Source organism: Streptomyces sp. NPDC090088 (assembly GCF_044747345.1).
Classification (GTDB): domain Bacteria; phylum Actinomycetota; class Actinomycetes; order Streptomycetales; family Streptomycetaceae; genus Streptomyces.
In genome coordinates this window covers 401,971-416,135 of the sequence record NZ_JBIVDZ010000006.1, presented here as the reverse complement: position 1 = coordinate 416,135, position 14,165 = coordinate 401,971, and the positions used below count along the sequence as shown (strand labels likewise).

The following is a 14,165-nucleotide window of genomic DNA, read 5'->3' as shown; positions in this document are numbered from 1 at the left end:
GGGCAGGGACGGGCGCGAGCGGGCACCGGGGAAAAGGCCCGGACTGATCACGGTCTGGGCTTTTTGCGTCCCTCCCTCTTGGAGATTGCTCAGCTGTGGAGTCGGTCGAAGCGGAACGGGGTGAGGGGATCGGGGCGGTGGCCGGTGAGGAGGTACTGGGTGAGTCGGTGGCCGGTGACCGGGCCCAGGGTGATGCCGAGCATGCCGTGGCCGGTGGCGGCGTAGGCGTTGGTCCGGCCCGGGACGCGGTCGATGACGGGCAGGCCGTCGGGGAGGAAGGGGCGGCCGCCGACCCAGGGATCGCGGATCAGGCCGACGAGGTCGTCGGGGTCGTCGAACCAGCGGCCCAGGTAGTGCCGGCTGGCGAGGGCGACGGCGACGACGCGGCGCCAGTCGAGGCGGTTGTTGTTGCCGCTGAGCTCCATCGTGCCGCCGATGCGCGTGGTGGTGCCGATCGGTGAGGCGACGGCCCGGCGTTCGCCGAAGTAGAGCGTGTGCCGGGGTGCCGGGTCCAGGTCGACCGAGAAGCTGTAGCCCTTGCCCGCCTGGAGCGGCAGCGGATGGCCGAGGCGGCTGAGCAGGGTCGAGGAGCGGGTGCCGGCCGCGATGACGACGGCCGCGCAGGGGATGTCGCCCTGGGTGGTGCGCAGTGCGGTGACCCGGTCTCCGGCGGTGCGGAAGCCGGTGGCCTCCGCGTTCTCGTGAAGCTTCACCCCCGACGCGGCGAGCCTCTCGCCGAGCGCGCGGGCGAACGCCTCCGGGTCGACCACGCCCTCCCCCTCGACGAGGTAGGCCGCGCGCACCCGGTCCGAGAGTGCCTCGTCCAGCAGCCGGGCCGCGGATCCGGTGACGACGTCGTCGGGGAGCGGGTAGCGGCCGTCGGCCATCTCCCGCTGGACGGCGAGGTGGTGGCGGGCCTCGGCCGGGGACAGGAAGGCGTGCACCATGCCGGGGCGGGTGAGGGTGGTGTCGACGCCGGCCGCGCGCAGGCCGTCGAAGAGGTCGAAGGTGTCGCGGTTCAGTTCGGCGATCGCCGCGTAGCCGCGCTGGAAGGCGGCCGGTGTGCTGCTGCGCCAGAACCGCCAGAGCCAGCGGACGAACGCCGGGTCGGGCAGCGGTCGTAGGTACAGGGGGGAGTCCGGGCGGCCCAGTGAGCGCAGGGCGTAGCGGACGACGCCGGGGGCCGGGACGGGGGTGGAGTGGCTGAGGCAGACCCAGCCCGCGTTGCCGCGGGAGGCTCCCGAGGCCAGGCCGCGCCGCTCGACGACCTCCACGGGGAGGCCGGCCTCGGACAGGTAGTAGGCGGTGCAGAGGCCCACGACTCCGCCGCCGACCACCACCACGGGGCCGGCACCGACCAGACCGGGCGTGGCGGTCATGACCGGGTTCCGTACGAGGCGAGGAACTCCCGGGTCCGGGCCTGGGCGGGGTTGTCCAGGACCTCCTGCGGCCTGCCCTCCTCCACGATCCGGCCGCGGTCGACGAAGACGACGTGGTCGGACACCTCGCGGGCGAAGGGGAGTTCATGGGTGACCAGCAGCATGGTCATGCCGTCCGCGGCCAGCTCCCGCATCACGCTGAGCACTTCCCGGGTGGCCTCGGGGTCGAGGGAGGACGTGGGCTCGTCGAAGAGGAGCACCTCGGGCTTGAGGGCGAGGGCCCGGGCGATGGCGACCCGCTGCTGCTCCCCGCCGGAGAGCATCTCGGGCTGCGCGAGCGCGCGGTGGGCCACGCCGACCCGGCGCAGCAGCGTGACGGCCCGCTCCAGCGCCTCCTCCTCCGGGACACCGGCCGCGCGCTGGGCCAGTACGACGTTCTCCACGGCGGTGAGGTGCGGGAAGAGGTTGAACCGCTGGAAGACCATGCCGACCGTGCGACGGAGTCCGGGCAGGTCCCGGCAGACCTTGCGGCCTGCCTGGTGCACCACTTCGCCGGCCACTTCGACCGTGCCGTCGTCCGGGGATTCGAGCAGGTTGACGCAGCGCATCAGCGTCGTCTTCCCGCCGCCGCTCTGCCCGATGACGCTCACGATGCTGCCCCGGTCGACCTCCAGGTCGACGTCGTCGAGGACCGTACGGCCGTCGAAGGCCTTGCGGAGCCCTCGTATGCGTACGACCGCCTCGGTGGGCGACGCGCACGTGGTGTCGGTCTCGGCGGTGGTCACGGGCTCGGTCATACGACCGCCTCCTTCCGGTCGGTTGCCGCGGTGCCGGAACCGGAACCGGTGCCGAGGTCGGCGGCGAGCAGGGCGCGGGCGGCGCGGATCCGCCGGCGTCGCCACGGGGAGAGGGGGACGCCGGCCCGTACCTTCCGTTCCAGCAGCAGGAGCAGTTGGGAGAGCGGGTAGCACAGGACGAAGTAGACGGCGGAGATCACCAGGTAGACCTCCAGCGCCCGGAAGGTGGCCGAGGTGATGAGCCGTCCCTCCGACATCAGTTCGGCGGCGGAGATGGTGACGAGCAGCGAGGTGGACTTGAGCAGGTCGACGAGCATGGTGTTGGTGCCGGCCAGGGCCAGCCGGACGGCCTGCGGCAGGACCACGTGGCCGAAGATGCCGGCCCGGCCCAGGCCCAGTGCCTCGCCCGCCTCCGTCTGTCCGGCGTGCACGCCGCTGATCGCGGAGCGGAAGATCTCGGAGAGGTAGGCGGCGTAGAAGACGACGAGGCTCAGGCAGCCGGCGGTGAACACGTCGAGCCGGATTCCGGCCGAGGCCAGGCCGAAGTAGGCGAGGAAGATGATCGCGAGGAGGGGGACGTTCTTGAACACCTCGGTGTAGACGGCGGCGAGGGCCCGTGCGGGCCACACCCGGCTCAGCCGGAGCAGGGCCACCGCGAGGCCGAGGAGCACCGCGCCGGCGAAGCTGACCACGGTGTACGACACGGTGCGGCCGAGCGCGGCGATCAGGTCGGGGCGGTAGTCGGACCAGGGGACCTGGAAGAAGCCGGACATGTCATCCCCTCACTGGCCGGCGGAGCCGACGGTCGGCGGGGTCCAGTCCGCGGGCCGGTCCACGCCCCGGCGCGCGGTGGCCATGTCGGCGGAGGGCTTGAGGAACTGCTCGGGGTCGCCGCCGTACTTCTTGATGAGCTTGGCCAGCTCGCCGTTCTGGTACATGGCGTCGATCTGCGCGGAGATCGCCTTCTCCAGCTTCGGCTCCTGCTTGGGGAGGTAGAAGCCGGTCTGGTACGGCTGGAAGTAGGAGTAGGCGGGCTTCGCCTTGACCTGCGCGGCGGTGGGCGGGGTGAGGTACTCGGTGCTGATCTTGAGGTCGGGGCGTTCTTTCTGGGCGGCGATGATGAGCAGCGGGTCGAGGAAGCCGACGTCGATGCGGCCCGCGCCGAGGTCGTCGAAGACTCCGTTGGCGTCCGGGTAGGCGTGCAGCTCGGCGCCGGGCACGGACTGGATCGACTTGACCCAGACGTAGCCCTCGACGGTGCCGAGGTTCAGGTTCTCCAGGTCGTCGACCGTCTTGTAGGTCTTGCCGTCGCGGACGGCCATCGCGGGGGGCGAGTAGTAGGGCGGGTCGGTGAACAGGCCCTGCTTCTGCCGCTCGGCGGACCAGGCGACCCCGCCGATGGTGATGTCGACCCGGCGGGACTGCACCCCGGCGAGCATGCCGGCGAAGTCCGTGACCTGCGGTTTGATCTCCAGGCCCAGCTTCTTGGCCGCGTAGGCGAGGATGTCGCCGTCCAGGCCGACGATCTTGCCGCCCTTGACGGTGGTGTACGGGGCGTACGGCTCCACGGCGACCTTGATGACGCCGGGCGTGAGGGTGCCCAGCGCGGCGGTCTGCGCGGAGACGTTCTTCGGGGCGTCGTCACCGCCCGACCCGCAGGCGGCGACGGAGGAAAGGAGGAGGAAGGTGGAGAAAGAGGCGGCGATGGAGCGCACACGGATCATCGGCATGAGCCTTCCGTTCCGGCTGAGGGAGCCCGCCGTTCACCGCTCTGTGCCCCCGGCGGGGATGTGATTGGGGCCATACGTTAAGGAGCGGACCGCCGTACGTCACCGGTCACTTCGTACACAGTTGTGGCCGGAATCGTTCCCTCCCCTGTACGGTGCGTCCAAGCCCGAGCCGCCCCGCGACGGGAGGAGCGCCCGTGCTGAGCCCCTCACTCGCGCAGGAGATCGCCGGGGACACCTCCGCCGTCATCGGCTTCAACGTGCTGATCACCGATGCGGAGGGCATGGTCATCGGCAGCGGCGACAGCAGCCGCGTCGGCACCTTCCACGAGGCGTCCGTGCAGGTCGTCCGCACGCAGGAGGCCGCCACGCACGACGCGTCCCAGGCTCAGCTGCTGCGCGGAGTGCGCCCCGGGATGACCCTGCCGCTGATCGCGGGCGGGCAGGCGGTGGGCACGGTCGGGATCACCGGTACGCCGGCCCAGGTCCGGCGGTTCGGCCTGCTGGTGAAGCGCCAGACGGAGATCCTGCTGCGGGAGTCCGTGATGCTGCGCTCCCGGCTGCTGGCCGAGCGCGCGGGCGAGAAGCTGCTGGCCGACATCGCCGCCTACGATCCCGAGGTCGTCGAGGGTGAGTTCCTCGTGTTCCGGGCCGCCGAACTCGGCTTCGACCTGCGGCTGCGGCGGGTCGCGGTGGCGTTCGAGGTGACCGTGCCCGTCGCGGCCGCCCCCCGTCAGGCCGCCCCCCGCCTGGCACTGGTCCGATCGGAACTGCTCCGCACCGTCGGCGAGGTCTTCGCCGACCCCCAGGACATCATCGCCACCACGGCCCCCGGCTGGATCGGCGTCCTGCACCGGATCCCGGCCGGGAGTTCCACGGCGTCCCTGGCCGCCGACTGCCGGCGGGTCACCGACGTCATCGCCGCCCAGGACGGCCTGGCAGCCCGTGCGGGCATCGGCGAGCCGGCCGCCTCCGTCGGCGGCCTGCACGACTCCTACCAGGACGCGTGCGACGCGCTCCGCCTCGGCACCCGGCTGGCGAGCGGCTCCCCGGTCCACCTCATCACCGATCTGCGCGTCCACCAGGTCCTGACCTCGGTGAGCCAGTCCGCCCGCAACCGGCTGCTCGACCTCACCACCGCGGACCTGCGCGCCCAACCGGACTGGCCGGCGCTCCGCGACACGATCACCGCCTGGTGCGAGAGCGGGTTCAACCTCGTCAGGACCTCCGAGGCCCTGCACGTCCACCGCAACACCGTCGTCTACCGGATGAACAAGATCGAGCAGATCACCGGCCGCCCGCTGCGCGAACACCGCACCACCATGGCGCTCTACCTCGCCTGCCTGGCAGACCAGTTGGGCGGCGCCGCCGACTCCGCCGCGCCACGGCATCGCCGGGAGCGCCGGACGACGCCGGTGAAGAGGCCCGGCGATCCGGGCGGCCGGCCGAGCGCGGGCTGAACCGGGCGACGCCGGCCGGCCGGGTCCTGGACGGCGACGGGTGTTCGGGGCGGGTCAGCCCGTGGACTCGTTCGGGACGGCCTGCCTGGGCAGGAGCCGGGTGGGGAGGCGGTCCGGGTTCGGCCAGCGGACGTCGTGGGCCCAGTGGAGTTTTTCGAAGGTGCGGATGAGGCGGGCCGCGGGGTCGAGTTGGCCGGGGAGTACGCCGTGGCGGGCGCTGGTGGGGTCGGCGTGGTGGGAGTTGTGCCAGCTTTCGCCGAAGGAGAGCAGGGCGAGGGGCCAGAAGTTGGTGGCTTTGTCGCGGCTGGCGAAGGGGCGGCTGCCGGCGACGTGGCAGATCGAGTTCACCGACCAGGTGACGTGGTGCAGTAGCGCCATCCGGATGACGCCGGCCCAGAAGAAGCCGGTCAGAGCGCCGGTCCAGGTGCCGGTGGCTAGGCCGCCGATCAGCGCCGGGGCCAGCAGGGAGACGGCGGTCAGGAGGCCGAAGAGGTTGCCGATGAGCCGTAGGTCGGGGTCGGCGGCGATGTCGGGGGCGAACCTGGACCGGTTGCTCAGTTCGCGCTTCAGCATCCAGCCGATGTGGGCGTGGAGGAGTCCCTTGAGGAGTGCGCGGGTGTCGGTGCCGTAGCGCCAGGGCGAGTGGGGGTCGCCCTCGCGGTCGGCGAAGGCGTGGTGGCGGCGGTGGTTCGCCACCCACTGGACCGGGGAGCCCTCGATCCCCAGCGAGCCCGCGACGGCGAGGGCGATCCGCAGGCCCCGCCGGGCCTTGAACGAGCGGTGGGTGAAGAGGCGGTGGTAGCCGACCGTGAGGCCGGCCAGGGAGACGACGTAGAAGACCACGGCCATGGCGAGGTCCAGTGCGGACAGGCCCCAGCCCCAAGCGAAGGGCACCACGGCGATCAGGGAGACCGGCGGGGCGAAGACGAAGATCCACATCGCCACACCCGCCGCGGCCGTCCGGGGAGCGTCCAGCAGGGGCTTGGCCCCGGAATCGGCTTGGGGTGAGGTGGCGGTGGGTTCGGTACGGGCGATGTCGCTCGGGTTCATCGGGGGCGTCGGGGTCATCGGTTCCTCACCATCGCTCAGGCTTCGCGGAGCCGGTGGTGGACCGACCCGCATCGCGCGCCCGGGTGGTTTCGGGCGCGGTCGGTGGTCCGCTGCCCACGATCGCACCGGGCGGCATCCGCGCAGGCCGCCGCCGATGGCCAGGGCGTGAACGTCGCGGAACCGGATCTCCGTGGGCGGCGCGCTGAAGGCGTGCACGAAGGCCGCAGCCCGCCGTCCTGCGTTGCCGGACACCCCAGACAACGCAATGAGCAAAGGGAAAGCAAAGAGGAGGTCGAGCCTCATTGCCGCCTTGATCAGCTTGAATGTGACATCGCTCAAATCCTTTGCATTTCGCTCCTGAAATGCCTAGCCTCCAAGTGTACGAAACTGTTTCGATCAGTTTGCGGAGCGGCAGCCCCGGCGGCGACGCATCGACCGCAGAACCCACCAGCACCATCAGCACCGCTTCCGGAGAGCACTGCCATGTCATCCACTTCTGTCGACGCGCGCGCCGACGCCGCGTCACCCGCGTCCGCGTCCACCGCGTCCTCGTCCGCCCGGGGTGCCAAGCACCAGGCACCGCACCGGTGGTGGGTGCTGGCCGTCATCGGCCTCGCCCAGCTGATGGTGGTGCTCGACTCGACGATCGTGAACATCGCCCTGCCGTCCGCCCAGCGGGACCTGGGGTTCTCCAACGACGGCCGGCAATGGGTGGTCACCGCCTACTCGCTGGCCTTCGGTTCGCTGCTGCTGCTAGGCGGCCGGCTCGCGGACTTCTTCGGCCGTAAGACCACGCTGCTGATAGGCCTGATCGGGTTCGCCGGCGCCTCCGCGATGGCCGGTGCCTCGCAGAACCTGACGATGCTGATCGTCGGCCGGGCCGTCCAGGGCGTGTTCGGCGCGCTGCTCGCGCCCGCCGCGCTGTCCCTGCTGACCACGACCTTCACCGATGCCAAGGAACGCGCCAAGGCGTTCGGCGTCTACGGCGCGATCGCGGGCAGCGGTGGTGCCATCGGCCTGCTGCTCGGCGGCGTCCTGACCGAACACCTGAACTGGCGGTACACCCTCTACGTCAACCTGCCGATCGCGGTCGTCGCGGTGATCGGCACGATGGTGTTCGTGCACCGCCCCGCGAAGGGCGCGCGTCCCCGGCTGGACGCGCTGGGCACGCTGCTCGCCGCGGGCGGCATGTTCTCGCTGGTGTACGGCTTCGCCAACGCCGAGACCCACCCGTGGGGCAACTGGATGGTCTGGGCGTTCCTGGCCGCCGGTGGCGTGCTGCTGGCCCTCTTCACGTTCTGGGAGACCCGGACCGCCCACCCGCTGCTGCCGCTGCGGGTGCTGGCCGACCGCAACCGTGCGGCCGCCTATCTCTCCGTGTTCGTCACCGGTGCGGGCATGTTCGGGATCTTCCTGTTCCTGACCTACTACCTGCAGGAGACGCTGGGGTACTCACCGGTCAAGACCGGTCTGGCCTTCCTCCCGATGATCGGGGCGCTGATGGTGTTCGCGCAGCTGGCCACCATCGTCGTGGTGCCCCGGGTGGGCGCCAAGCCGATCGTCCCGGTCGGCGCGCTCCTCGCCGCCGCCGGCATGGTCTGGCTCACCCGGCTCGACCTGCACTCGGCCTACACCTCGGACGTGCTGGCACCGCTGATCATCATGGGTGCCGGTATCGGCATGGTGATGCCGCCCGCGATGAGCCTGGCCACCCTCGGTGTCGCCCCGCAGGACCAGGGCGTCGCCTCGGCGACCACCAACACCATGCAGCAGGTCGGCGGTTCCATCGGCACCGCGCTGTTCTCCACCCTGGCGGCGACCTCGGCGACCGACTACGTCAAGGACCACCACCCGGTGACCCCGCTGGTGAAGGCCAACGCCGCGCTGCACAGCTACGCCACCGCCTACTGGTGGGCGGCCGGCTTCTTCGTCGTCGCCGCCGTCCTCGCGGCGGTGCTCTACCGCAAGGGCAGCCCGCTGGCCCAGACCCAGATCCAGGACCAGGCCGAGGACCGGACCCAGGACCGGACCGAAGGCATGGCCGCGGCTGCGGAAGGAGCGGAAGAGGAGGCCACGCCCCTGGTCCGGCCCCGGGCCGCGACCCTGGTGGATCTGCCGGGTCCGGCGGCGGGTGTGCCGGTGTACGGCCGGGTGCTGGCGGCCTTCGGCGGTGTCCCGGTGCCGGGTGCCGTGGTCACGGTGATCGACCCGGTGGGCCGTCAACTCGGCCATGCCCTCGCCGACTCGGCGGGCCGCTACACGGTGCATGTCCCGGCCGCGGGCTCGTACGTCCTGGTCGGCTCGGCCGCCGGGCGCCAGCCGCAGGTGGCCACCCTCGCGGTGGGCGGCTCCCCGGTCGAGTACAACCTGGTGCTGGCCGGCACCACCGGGGTGACCGGCAGCGTCCGCTCCGCCGACCGCCCGGTGACCGGAGCCCTGGTGGTCGCCACCGACCTGTACGGCGAGGTGGCGGACTCCACCGTCACCGGCGCCGACGGCGGCTACCGGCTCGGCGAACTGACCGCCGGGGAGTACGTCCTGACCGTGAGCGCCGCGGGCCACCGGCCCACCGCCACCACGGTGACCGTCGGGGACGCCGGGGCCGCGCAGGACGTGTTCCTCGCTCCGGCCGCCGCGGTCCGCGGCACCGTCCGCGGCAGGAGCGGCGCGCCGCTGACCGACGCCCGGGTGGCGCTGCTCGACTCGGCCGGCAACGTGGTCGCCACCCGCACCACCGGCGAGGACGGCGAGTACGCCTTCCCGGACCTGCCGGGCACCGAGTACACGGTGGTCGCCTCCGGCTATCCGCCGGTGGCCGCCCCGGTCCGGGTGCACGGCGTCGGGCAGGACGGCTTCGACCTCTACCTCTCCCACGAGGAGCAGGAGACGAACGGGCCGGAGAGCGCGCCGGAAGCCGGCGGGCCGGCCTTCTAGAGTGCGGCTGCCCCCGAGCCCTCCCGGGTAGTCCGGGAGGGCTCGGGGGCCGGTGCCGCGATCAATACCGGTCGGTACCGATAAGTACCGATGAGTACCGGTCGGTACCGATCAGTACTGCTCGGTCTCCATGAAACCCGCGTTCCCGTTGTCGTCCGCGTCGAAGGCGGCGGCGGTGGGGTCGAATCCGGGCGGGCTGTCCTTGAGGGCCAGGCCCATGCCGGCCAGCTTCGCCTTGACCTCGTCGATGGACTTCGCACCGAAGTTGCGGATGTCCAGGAGGTCCGCCTCGGAACGCGCCAGGAGCTCGCCCACCGAGTGGACGCCCTCCCGCTTGAGGCAGTTGTAGGACCGGACCGTGAGCTCCAGTTCCTCGATCGGCAGCGCCATGTCGGCGGCCAGGGCGGCGTCCGTGGGGGACGGGCCCATGTCGATGCCCTCGGCGTCGATGTTCAGCTCGCGGGCGAGACCGAACAGCTCCACCAGGGTCTTGCCGGCCGACGCCATGGCGTCACGCGGCCGCATGGCCTGCTTCGTCTCGACGTCGACGATCAGCTTGTCGAAGTCGGTCCGCTGCTCGACACGGGTCGCCTCGACCTTGTACGTGACCTTGAGCACCGGCGAGTAGATCGAGTCGACCGGGACGCGGCCGATCTCCTGGCCCAGCTGCTTGTTCTGGACGGCGGAGACGTAACCGCGGCCGCGCTCGACCGTCAGCTCCATCTCCAGCTTGCCCTTGCCGTTGAGCGTGGCCAGGACCAGGTCGGGGTTGTGCACCTCGACACCGGCCGGGGGCGCGATGTCGGCGGCGGTGACCAGACCCGGACCCTGCTTGCGCAGGTACATCACCACGGGCTCGTCGTGCTCCGAGGAGACGACCAGCTGCTTGATGTTGAGGATCAGGTCGGTGACGTCCTCCTTGACGCCCGGCACGGTGGTGAACTCGTGCAGCACGCCGTCGATCCGGATGCTGGTGACAGCAGCGCCGGGAATCGAGGACAGGAGGGTACGGCGAAGGGAGTTGCCGAGGGTGTAGCCGAAGCCCGGCTCCAGCGGCTCGATCACGAACCGGGAGCGGAATTCGTCGACGACCTCTTCGGTCAACGAGGGACGCTGAGCAATCAGCACGGGGTATGGCCTCCAGTGTTTGGCGCCCGCTATGTGACGCCGTAGTCCCGAAAGGGTACGGGCGGTTCGGCCACCGAAAAAGCCGAACCGCCCGAGCCCGCCCGTCCGGGCGCCGGTCGGAGGGCTCGGCGGAGCCGCCGCGAAGGGCCCCGGAGGTCGGCGATCGGCCACTCCTGCCCCCCGGATTCGGCCACCCGCAGGGTTCCTGGGCGCATACTGGGGACGATGACAAAGCCTGCTGCACCGAAGCGTCACTTGCCCACCAGCCCCTTCAAGGCCCCGGTCGTCCCGGCTCTCAAGCATTTCGCTGTCGGCGACCAGGTCAACCACGACATGTACGGCCTCGGCCGGGTGATCGGCATCGAGGACGGAATCGCGGCACTCGTGGATTTCGGCTCGACACAGATGCGGATCCTGAGTCCGTACGCCAAAATGACCAAACTGTAGGACCGCTGTGCCCGGTCACGGCACGCCAGGCCCCCTCCGGGACCTGTACCGAAAGCGAGAGCTCTCATCGATCTGACGTCGCTGTTCTCCGCCCTGGAAGGGCAACCCCGCCGTGCCGCCGCGGCATCGCCGCCTCCGGCGACCAACCCCTTCCAGGCCCCGGACTTCGGGGAGGACGACACCTATCTGCACGACGAGGACGCACTCGGGCCCGCCTCGGGCCTGCGTGCCGCACGACCCAAGGCGGCTTGATTCCCACACGTACCGCGGAGGGGTGGAACCGACTCGGTTCCACCCCTCTCGGACGTCCTGTTCGCAGACTGGGGACATGACCCGCACCAGCAGCGCTCCCAGAGAAGCGGCGCCCGAGCACCTCGACGTGGTGATCGTGGGCGCCGGACTGTCCGGCATCGGTGCCGGGTACCGGATCCGGTCCGAGTGCCCCGACCGCTCGTACGCGATCCTGGAGGCCCGGGACGCGATCGGCGGGACCTGGGATCTGTTCCGCTACCCCGGGGTGCGCTCCGATTCCGACATGTTCACGCTCGGCTACCCCTTCCGTCCCTGGCGGGGGCGGCAGACGCTGGCCGACGGGGAGTCGGTGCTGAACTACGTCCGGGACACCGCCGCCGAGTCCGGCGTCGACCGGCACGTCCGCTTCCGTACCAGACTGCTGCGCGCCGACTGGTCCACGCCCGAGGCCCGCTGGACCCTGACCGTGCGCGAGACCGGCGCCGACGGCACCACCCGCACGGGGACCCTGACGTGCGCCTTCCTGTACTCGTGCACCGGTTACTACGACTACGACCGCGGGCACGACCCCGACTTCCCCGGCCGGGAATCCTTCACCGGCACCGTCGTCCACCCGCAGTTCTGGCCCGAGGACCTGGACCACCGGGGCAGGCGGGTCGTCGTCATCGGGAGCGGGGCCACCGCGGTCACCCTCGTACCGGCGATGGCCCGGGACGCGGCGCATGTGACGATGGTGCAGCGGACGCCGACCTGGATCGTCTCCCGCGCCCAGCGGGACCGGCTCGCCGAGGCGCTGGGCGTGCTGCTGCCGGGCGGGGTGGCGCACCGCGCCGTACGGGCCCGGAACATCCTGTTCGGCACCGCCTTCTACCAGTACTGCCGGCGCCGCCCGGAGTCGGCGCGCGCGCTGCTGACCAGGGCGACCCTGCGCGCGGTCGGCGACGAGAGGTCCGTACGGGAGAACTTCACGCCGCCGTACGCGCCTTGGGACCAGCGGCTGTGCGCGGTGCCGGAGGCCGACCTGTTCCGGGCGCTGCGCTCGGGGGCGGTGGACGTCGTCACGGACCACATCGAGACGTTCGTCCCCGAGGGCGTCCGGCTGCGGTCCGGGCGGACCCTGCCGGCCGACATCGTGGTCACGGCGACCGGTCTGCGGCTGCTGCCGCTGGGCGGCGTCGCGTTCACCGTCGACGGGCGGCTCCTCGATCTGCCGGGGCAGTTCGTCTGGCGGGGCGCGATGCTGACGGGCGCCCCCAACCTCGCCTTCTGCATCGGCTACACGAACGCGTCCTGGACCCTGCGGGCGGATCTCAGCTCCCGTCTGGTGTGCAAGGTCCTCAACCACATGCGCCGCCGGGGGTACCCGGCGGTCGTACCGGAGCCCGCCGGGCCGCTGGGCACGCGCCCGCTGATCGATCTGGCCTCCGGCTATGTGCGGCGCTCCATCACCGCCTTCCCGCGGCAGGGCGACCGGGCCCCGTGGAAGGTGCGCCAGAACTACGTCCTGGACTCGCTGACCACCCTGCACTCCGGCCTCGACCGCACCCTGCGGCCAGTACCGACCACCCCGGCCGCCCCGACCGCCGCCGAAGAAGCGCGGGCCCAGGGATGACCACAACGTCCGACGGCACCGCTTCGTCGCGGAACGGGATGTCGCCCGGCGGCCGGCCCGCGCCCGGCGGGTCATCGGTGTGGCGCTGGACGCGCAGCTGAGCGAGGAGGACGAGGAGGACGACGCCGAGATCGACGCCCTGTGCGAGCGGGGCCGGTTCTACGGGACGGAGGGCGAGGGCGGTTCGTCCTCCGGACGGTCCGCGTTCTAGCGCTCTTCGGCCGGCGCGCCCTCCGTGCGGGCGGCCGGTGCCGAAGGTCCGGCGCCGCGGCAGCGGGTCACCGGGCCGGGGGCGGTGTGCTGTACCCACCGGATGCCGACCTCCCGGCCGTTCGGCAGGGTGTGGCGCGGCGGGCCGTCGGCGGGGACGAAGCGCGCGGCCGTCAGCGCCTGTCCGGTCTCCGCGTGCCTCGGGTCGTATGCCACCCGGACGGTCCGAAGGCCCAGGTGGGTATGGCCCAGCACCGCGGCCGCCCCGATCAGCTCCACGGTGAACGCGTGGTCGCGGGCGTGGGGAGCCAGCCAGGCGGTCAGCTGTCCGGAGGCGGGATCCAGCTCGGTGACCCCGGCGTATCTGCCGTCGTCCGTACGCACGCCGATCAGGGGCACGGTGCCGGGGCTGGGATCCATGGTGTGGGCCAGCAGCCGGCGGATCCGGACGGACGACCGGAGGGCATCGGTGTCGCCCGGGCGCAGCGCCAGCAGGGCCTCGCGGGCCTCTTCGCCGAGGATCCGCTCCTCCTCCCAGCCGAGCCACTGCTGGGCATCGGGGTCCGAGGCGGCGGCCAGGGCGGCCGCCAGGTCCAGCCATGATTCCGGGCTGTAGAGCAGCAGCCGCGCCGTGCGCAGGGTGTGCCGGCGATGCCCGCACACGCCGGGCAGCGGGAGTCTGGGCGCCGCTCTCCCCCGCCGTCTCCGTGACCAGAACACGTGCCCCCCTGGAGAACCCCGCGGCCGAGTCGGCCGGGCTCGACGCCGACTCGACGCTCGATGCCGACCGGGGCGGAGTCTAATGCGCCGCCCGTGCGATATGACCCGTGGTCTCCTGGCCGTTGGGTCCCGGGCCGAGTGGGTTTATCGTCGGAATCATGGGGCCAGGACGAGGAGGACGGCCGGTGATGCCGCAGGACGAGGCCGTGATCGGCCGCATGGGGAAAGTGCTCATCGGAACGCGCGGTTCCGGCGGCCCAGGCGAGGTCCTGGTACGGGTCAGAGGCGGTTCCGAGACGTTTCTCGCCTGGTCGGAGGAGCCCCTGCCCGTGGGTGCCACGGTGCTCGTGATCGAATCACGGGGATGCCGCGAGGTCGGCGTCATCGAATGGGCGGATCCATTGGACGCGCTCGGCGGGGACACCGCCGAGGCCGGCTGAGGAGTAACA

General features: G+C 71.7%; 13 protein-coding genes and 1 pseudogene. 7 read left to right on the top strand and 7 right to left on the bottom strand.

What is annotated here, in order from left to right; translation table 11 throughout:
• Positions 1 to 89 precede the first annotated feature (89 nt).
• Genes ACIPSJ_RS29730 through ACIPSJ_RS29715 form a run of 4 tightly spaced genes read right to left on the bottom strand, consistent with a single transcriptional unit; the run spans position 90 to position 3,906 of the window.
• Complete coding sequence (locus ACIPSJ_RS29730; protein WP_401350686.1) at positions 90 to 1,379, bottom strand: NAD(P)/FAD-dependent oxidoreductase; 1,290 nt, start codon at positions 1,377 to 1,379, stop codon at positions 90 to 92.
• Positions 1,376 to 2,176 (bottom strand): amino acid ABC transporter ATP-binding protein, encoded by an 801-nt coding sequence (locus tag ACIPSJ_RS29725; protein WP_401350684.1) that lies wholly within the window; start codon positions 2,174 to 2,176, stop codon positions 1,376 to 1,378. Before ACIPSJ_RS29725 ends, ACIPSJ_RS29730 begins: the two co-directional genes overlap by 4 nt.
• Positions 2,173 to 2,949: an amino acid ABC transporter permease gene (locus ACIPSJ_RS29720; protein WP_401350682.1), complete on the bottom strand. Its 777-nt coding sequence runs from the start codon at positions 2,947 to 2,949 to the stop codon at positions 2,173 to 2,175. Before ACIPSJ_RS29720 ends, ACIPSJ_RS29725 begins: the two co-directional genes overlap by 4 nt.
• A gap of 9 nt (positions 2,950 to 2,958) precedes the next feature.
• Positions 2,959 to 3,906, bottom strand: a complete 948-nt coding sequence (locus ACIPSJ_RS29715) for a substrate-binding periplasmic protein (protein ID WP_401350680.1) — start codon at positions 3,904 to 3,906, stop codon at positions 2,959 to 2,961.
• Positions 3,907 to 4,100: 194 nt separating this feature from the next.
• On the opposite strand from ACIPSJ_RS29715, the gene ACIPSJ_RS29710 reads away from it, so the two are divergent.
• On the top strand, positions 4,101 to 5,363 hold the full coding sequence (locus ACIPSJ_RS29710) for a CdaR family transcriptional regulator (protein ID WP_401350677.1): 1,263 nt from the start codon (positions 4,101 to 4,103) through the stop codon (positions 5,361 to 5,363).
• A 54-nt stretch (positions 5,364 to 5,417) separates the two neighbouring features.
• Here the strand turns inward: ACIPSJ_RS29710 and ACIPSJ_RS29705 are convergent, their stop codons facing one another.
• On the bottom strand, positions 5,418 to 6,431 hold the full coding sequence (locus ACIPSJ_RS29705) for an acyl-CoA desaturase (RefSeq protein WP_401350674.1): 1,014 nt from the start codon (positions 6,429 to 6,431) through the stop codon (positions 5,418 to 5,420).
• A gap of 465 nt (positions 6,432 to 6,896) precedes the next feature.
• Here ACIPSJ_RS29705 and ACIPSJ_RS29700 point away from each other — a divergent pair.
• Positions 6,897 to 8,390 (top strand): annotated as a pseudogene (locus ACIPSJ_RS29700) (MFS transporter); the annotation flags it as partial.
• Between the two features lie 60 nt (positions 8,391 to 8,450).
• The gene (locus tag ACIPSJ_RS29695; RefSeq protein ID WP_401350964.1) at positions 8,451 to 9,347 is read left to right on the top strand and encodes a collagen binding domain-containing protein; all 897 of its coding nucleotides are present in this window, start codon (positions 8,451 to 8,453) and stop codon (positions 9,345 to 9,347) included.
• Between the two features lie 111 nt (positions 9,348 to 9,458).
• Here ACIPSJ_RS29695 and ACIPSJ_RS29690 read toward each other — a convergent pair whose 3' ends face one another.
• Positions 9,459 to 10,475, bottom strand: coding sequence for a DNA-directed RNA polymerase subunit alpha (locus ACIPSJ_RS29690; protein ID WP_365688700.1), 1,017 nt, complete (start codon positions 10,473 to 10,475; stop codon positions 9,459 to 9,461).
• 225 nt (positions 10,476 to 10,700) lie between these two features.
• Here ACIPSJ_RS29690 and ACIPSJ_RS29685 point away from each other — a divergent pair, with 225 nt between their 5' ends.
• The 3 genes from ACIPSJ_RS29685 (at position 10,701) to ACIPSJ_RS29675 (ending at position 12,997) form a co-directional block, all read left to right on the top strand.
• Positions 10,701 to 10,922, top strand: a complete 222-nt coding sequence (locus ACIPSJ_RS29685; RefSeq protein WP_355725138.1) for a hypothetical protein — start codon at positions 10,701 to 10,703, stop codon at positions 10,920 to 10,922.
• A 328-nt stretch (positions 10,923 to 11,250) separates the two neighbouring features.
• Complete coding sequence (locus tag ACIPSJ_RS29680) at positions 11,251 to 12,786, top strand: flavin-containing monooxygenase (RefSeq protein ID WP_401350670.1); 1,536 nt, start codon at positions 11,251 to 11,253, stop codon at positions 12,784 to 12,786.
• A gap of 79 nt (positions 12,787 to 12,865) precedes the next feature.
• Positions 12,866 to 12,997 (top strand): hypothetical protein, encoded by a 132-nt coding sequence (locus ACIPSJ_RS29675; protein ID WP_401350668.1) that lies wholly within the window; start codon positions 12,866 to 12,868, stop codon positions 12,995 to 12,997.
• Here the strand turns inward: ACIPSJ_RS29675 and ACIPSJ_RS29670 are convergent.
• Complete coding sequence (locus ACIPSJ_RS29670) at positions 12,994 to 13,659, bottom strand: N-acetyltransferase (RefSeq protein ID WP_401350665.1); 666 nt, start codon at positions 13,657 to 13,659, stop codon at positions 12,994 to 12,996. The two genes, ACIPSJ_RS29675 and ACIPSJ_RS29670, sit on opposite strands and share 4 nt — an antisense overlap.
• Before the next feature lie 245 nt (positions 13,660 to 13,904).
• Here ACIPSJ_RS29670 and ACIPSJ_RS29665 point away from each other — a divergent pair, with 245 nt between their 5' ends.
• Entirely contained in the window at positions 13,905 to 14,156 is a 252-nt protein-coding gene (locus ACIPSJ_RS29665) for a hypothetical protein (RefSeq protein WP_355725149.1), read from the top strand.
• The last annotated feature ends 9 nt before the right edge of the window (positions 14,157 to 14,165 follow it).

Excerpts from the sequence above, each read along its gene's own strand:
- ACIPSJ_RS29715 (WP_401350680.1), bottom strand. The coding sequence starts at position 3,906 with ATGCCGATGATCCGTGTGCGCTCCATCGCCGCCTCTTTCTCCACCTTC.
- ACIPSJ_RS29680 (WP_401350670.1), top strand. The coding sequence starts at position 11,251 with ATGACCCGCACCAGCAGCGCTCCCAGAGAAGCGGCGCCCGAGCACCTC.
- ACIPSJ_RS29720 (WP_401350682.1), bottom strand. The coding sequence starts at position 2,949 with ATGTCCGGCTTCTTCCAGGTCCCCTGGTCCGACTACCGCCCCGACCTG.
- ACIPSJ_RS29695 (WP_401350964.1), top strand. The coding sequence starts at position 8,451 with ATGGCCGCGGCTGCGGAAGGAGCGGAAGAGGAGGCCACGCCCCTGGTC.
- ACIPSJ_RS29730 (WP_401350686.1), bottom strand. The coding sequence starts at position 1,379 with ATGACCGCCACGCCCGGTCTGGTCGGTGCCGGCCCCGTGGTGGTGGTC.
- ACIPSJ_RS29665 (WP_355725149.1), top strand. The coding sequence starts at position 13,905 with ATGCCGCAGGACGAGGCCGTGATCGGCCGCATGGGGAAAGTGCTCATC.
- ACIPSJ_RS29725 (WP_401350684.1), bottom strand. The coding sequence starts at position 2,176 with ATGACCGAGCCCGTGACCACCGCCGAGACCGACACCACGTGCGCGTCG.
- ACIPSJ_RS29685 (WP_355725138.1), top strand. The coding sequence starts at position 10,701 with ATGACAAAGCCTGCTGCACCGAAGCGTCACTTGCCCACCAGCCCCTTC.
- ACIPSJ_RS29705 (WP_401350674.1), bottom strand. The coding sequence starts at position 6,431 with ATGACCCCGACGCCCCCGATGAACCCGAGCGACATCGCCCGTACCGAA.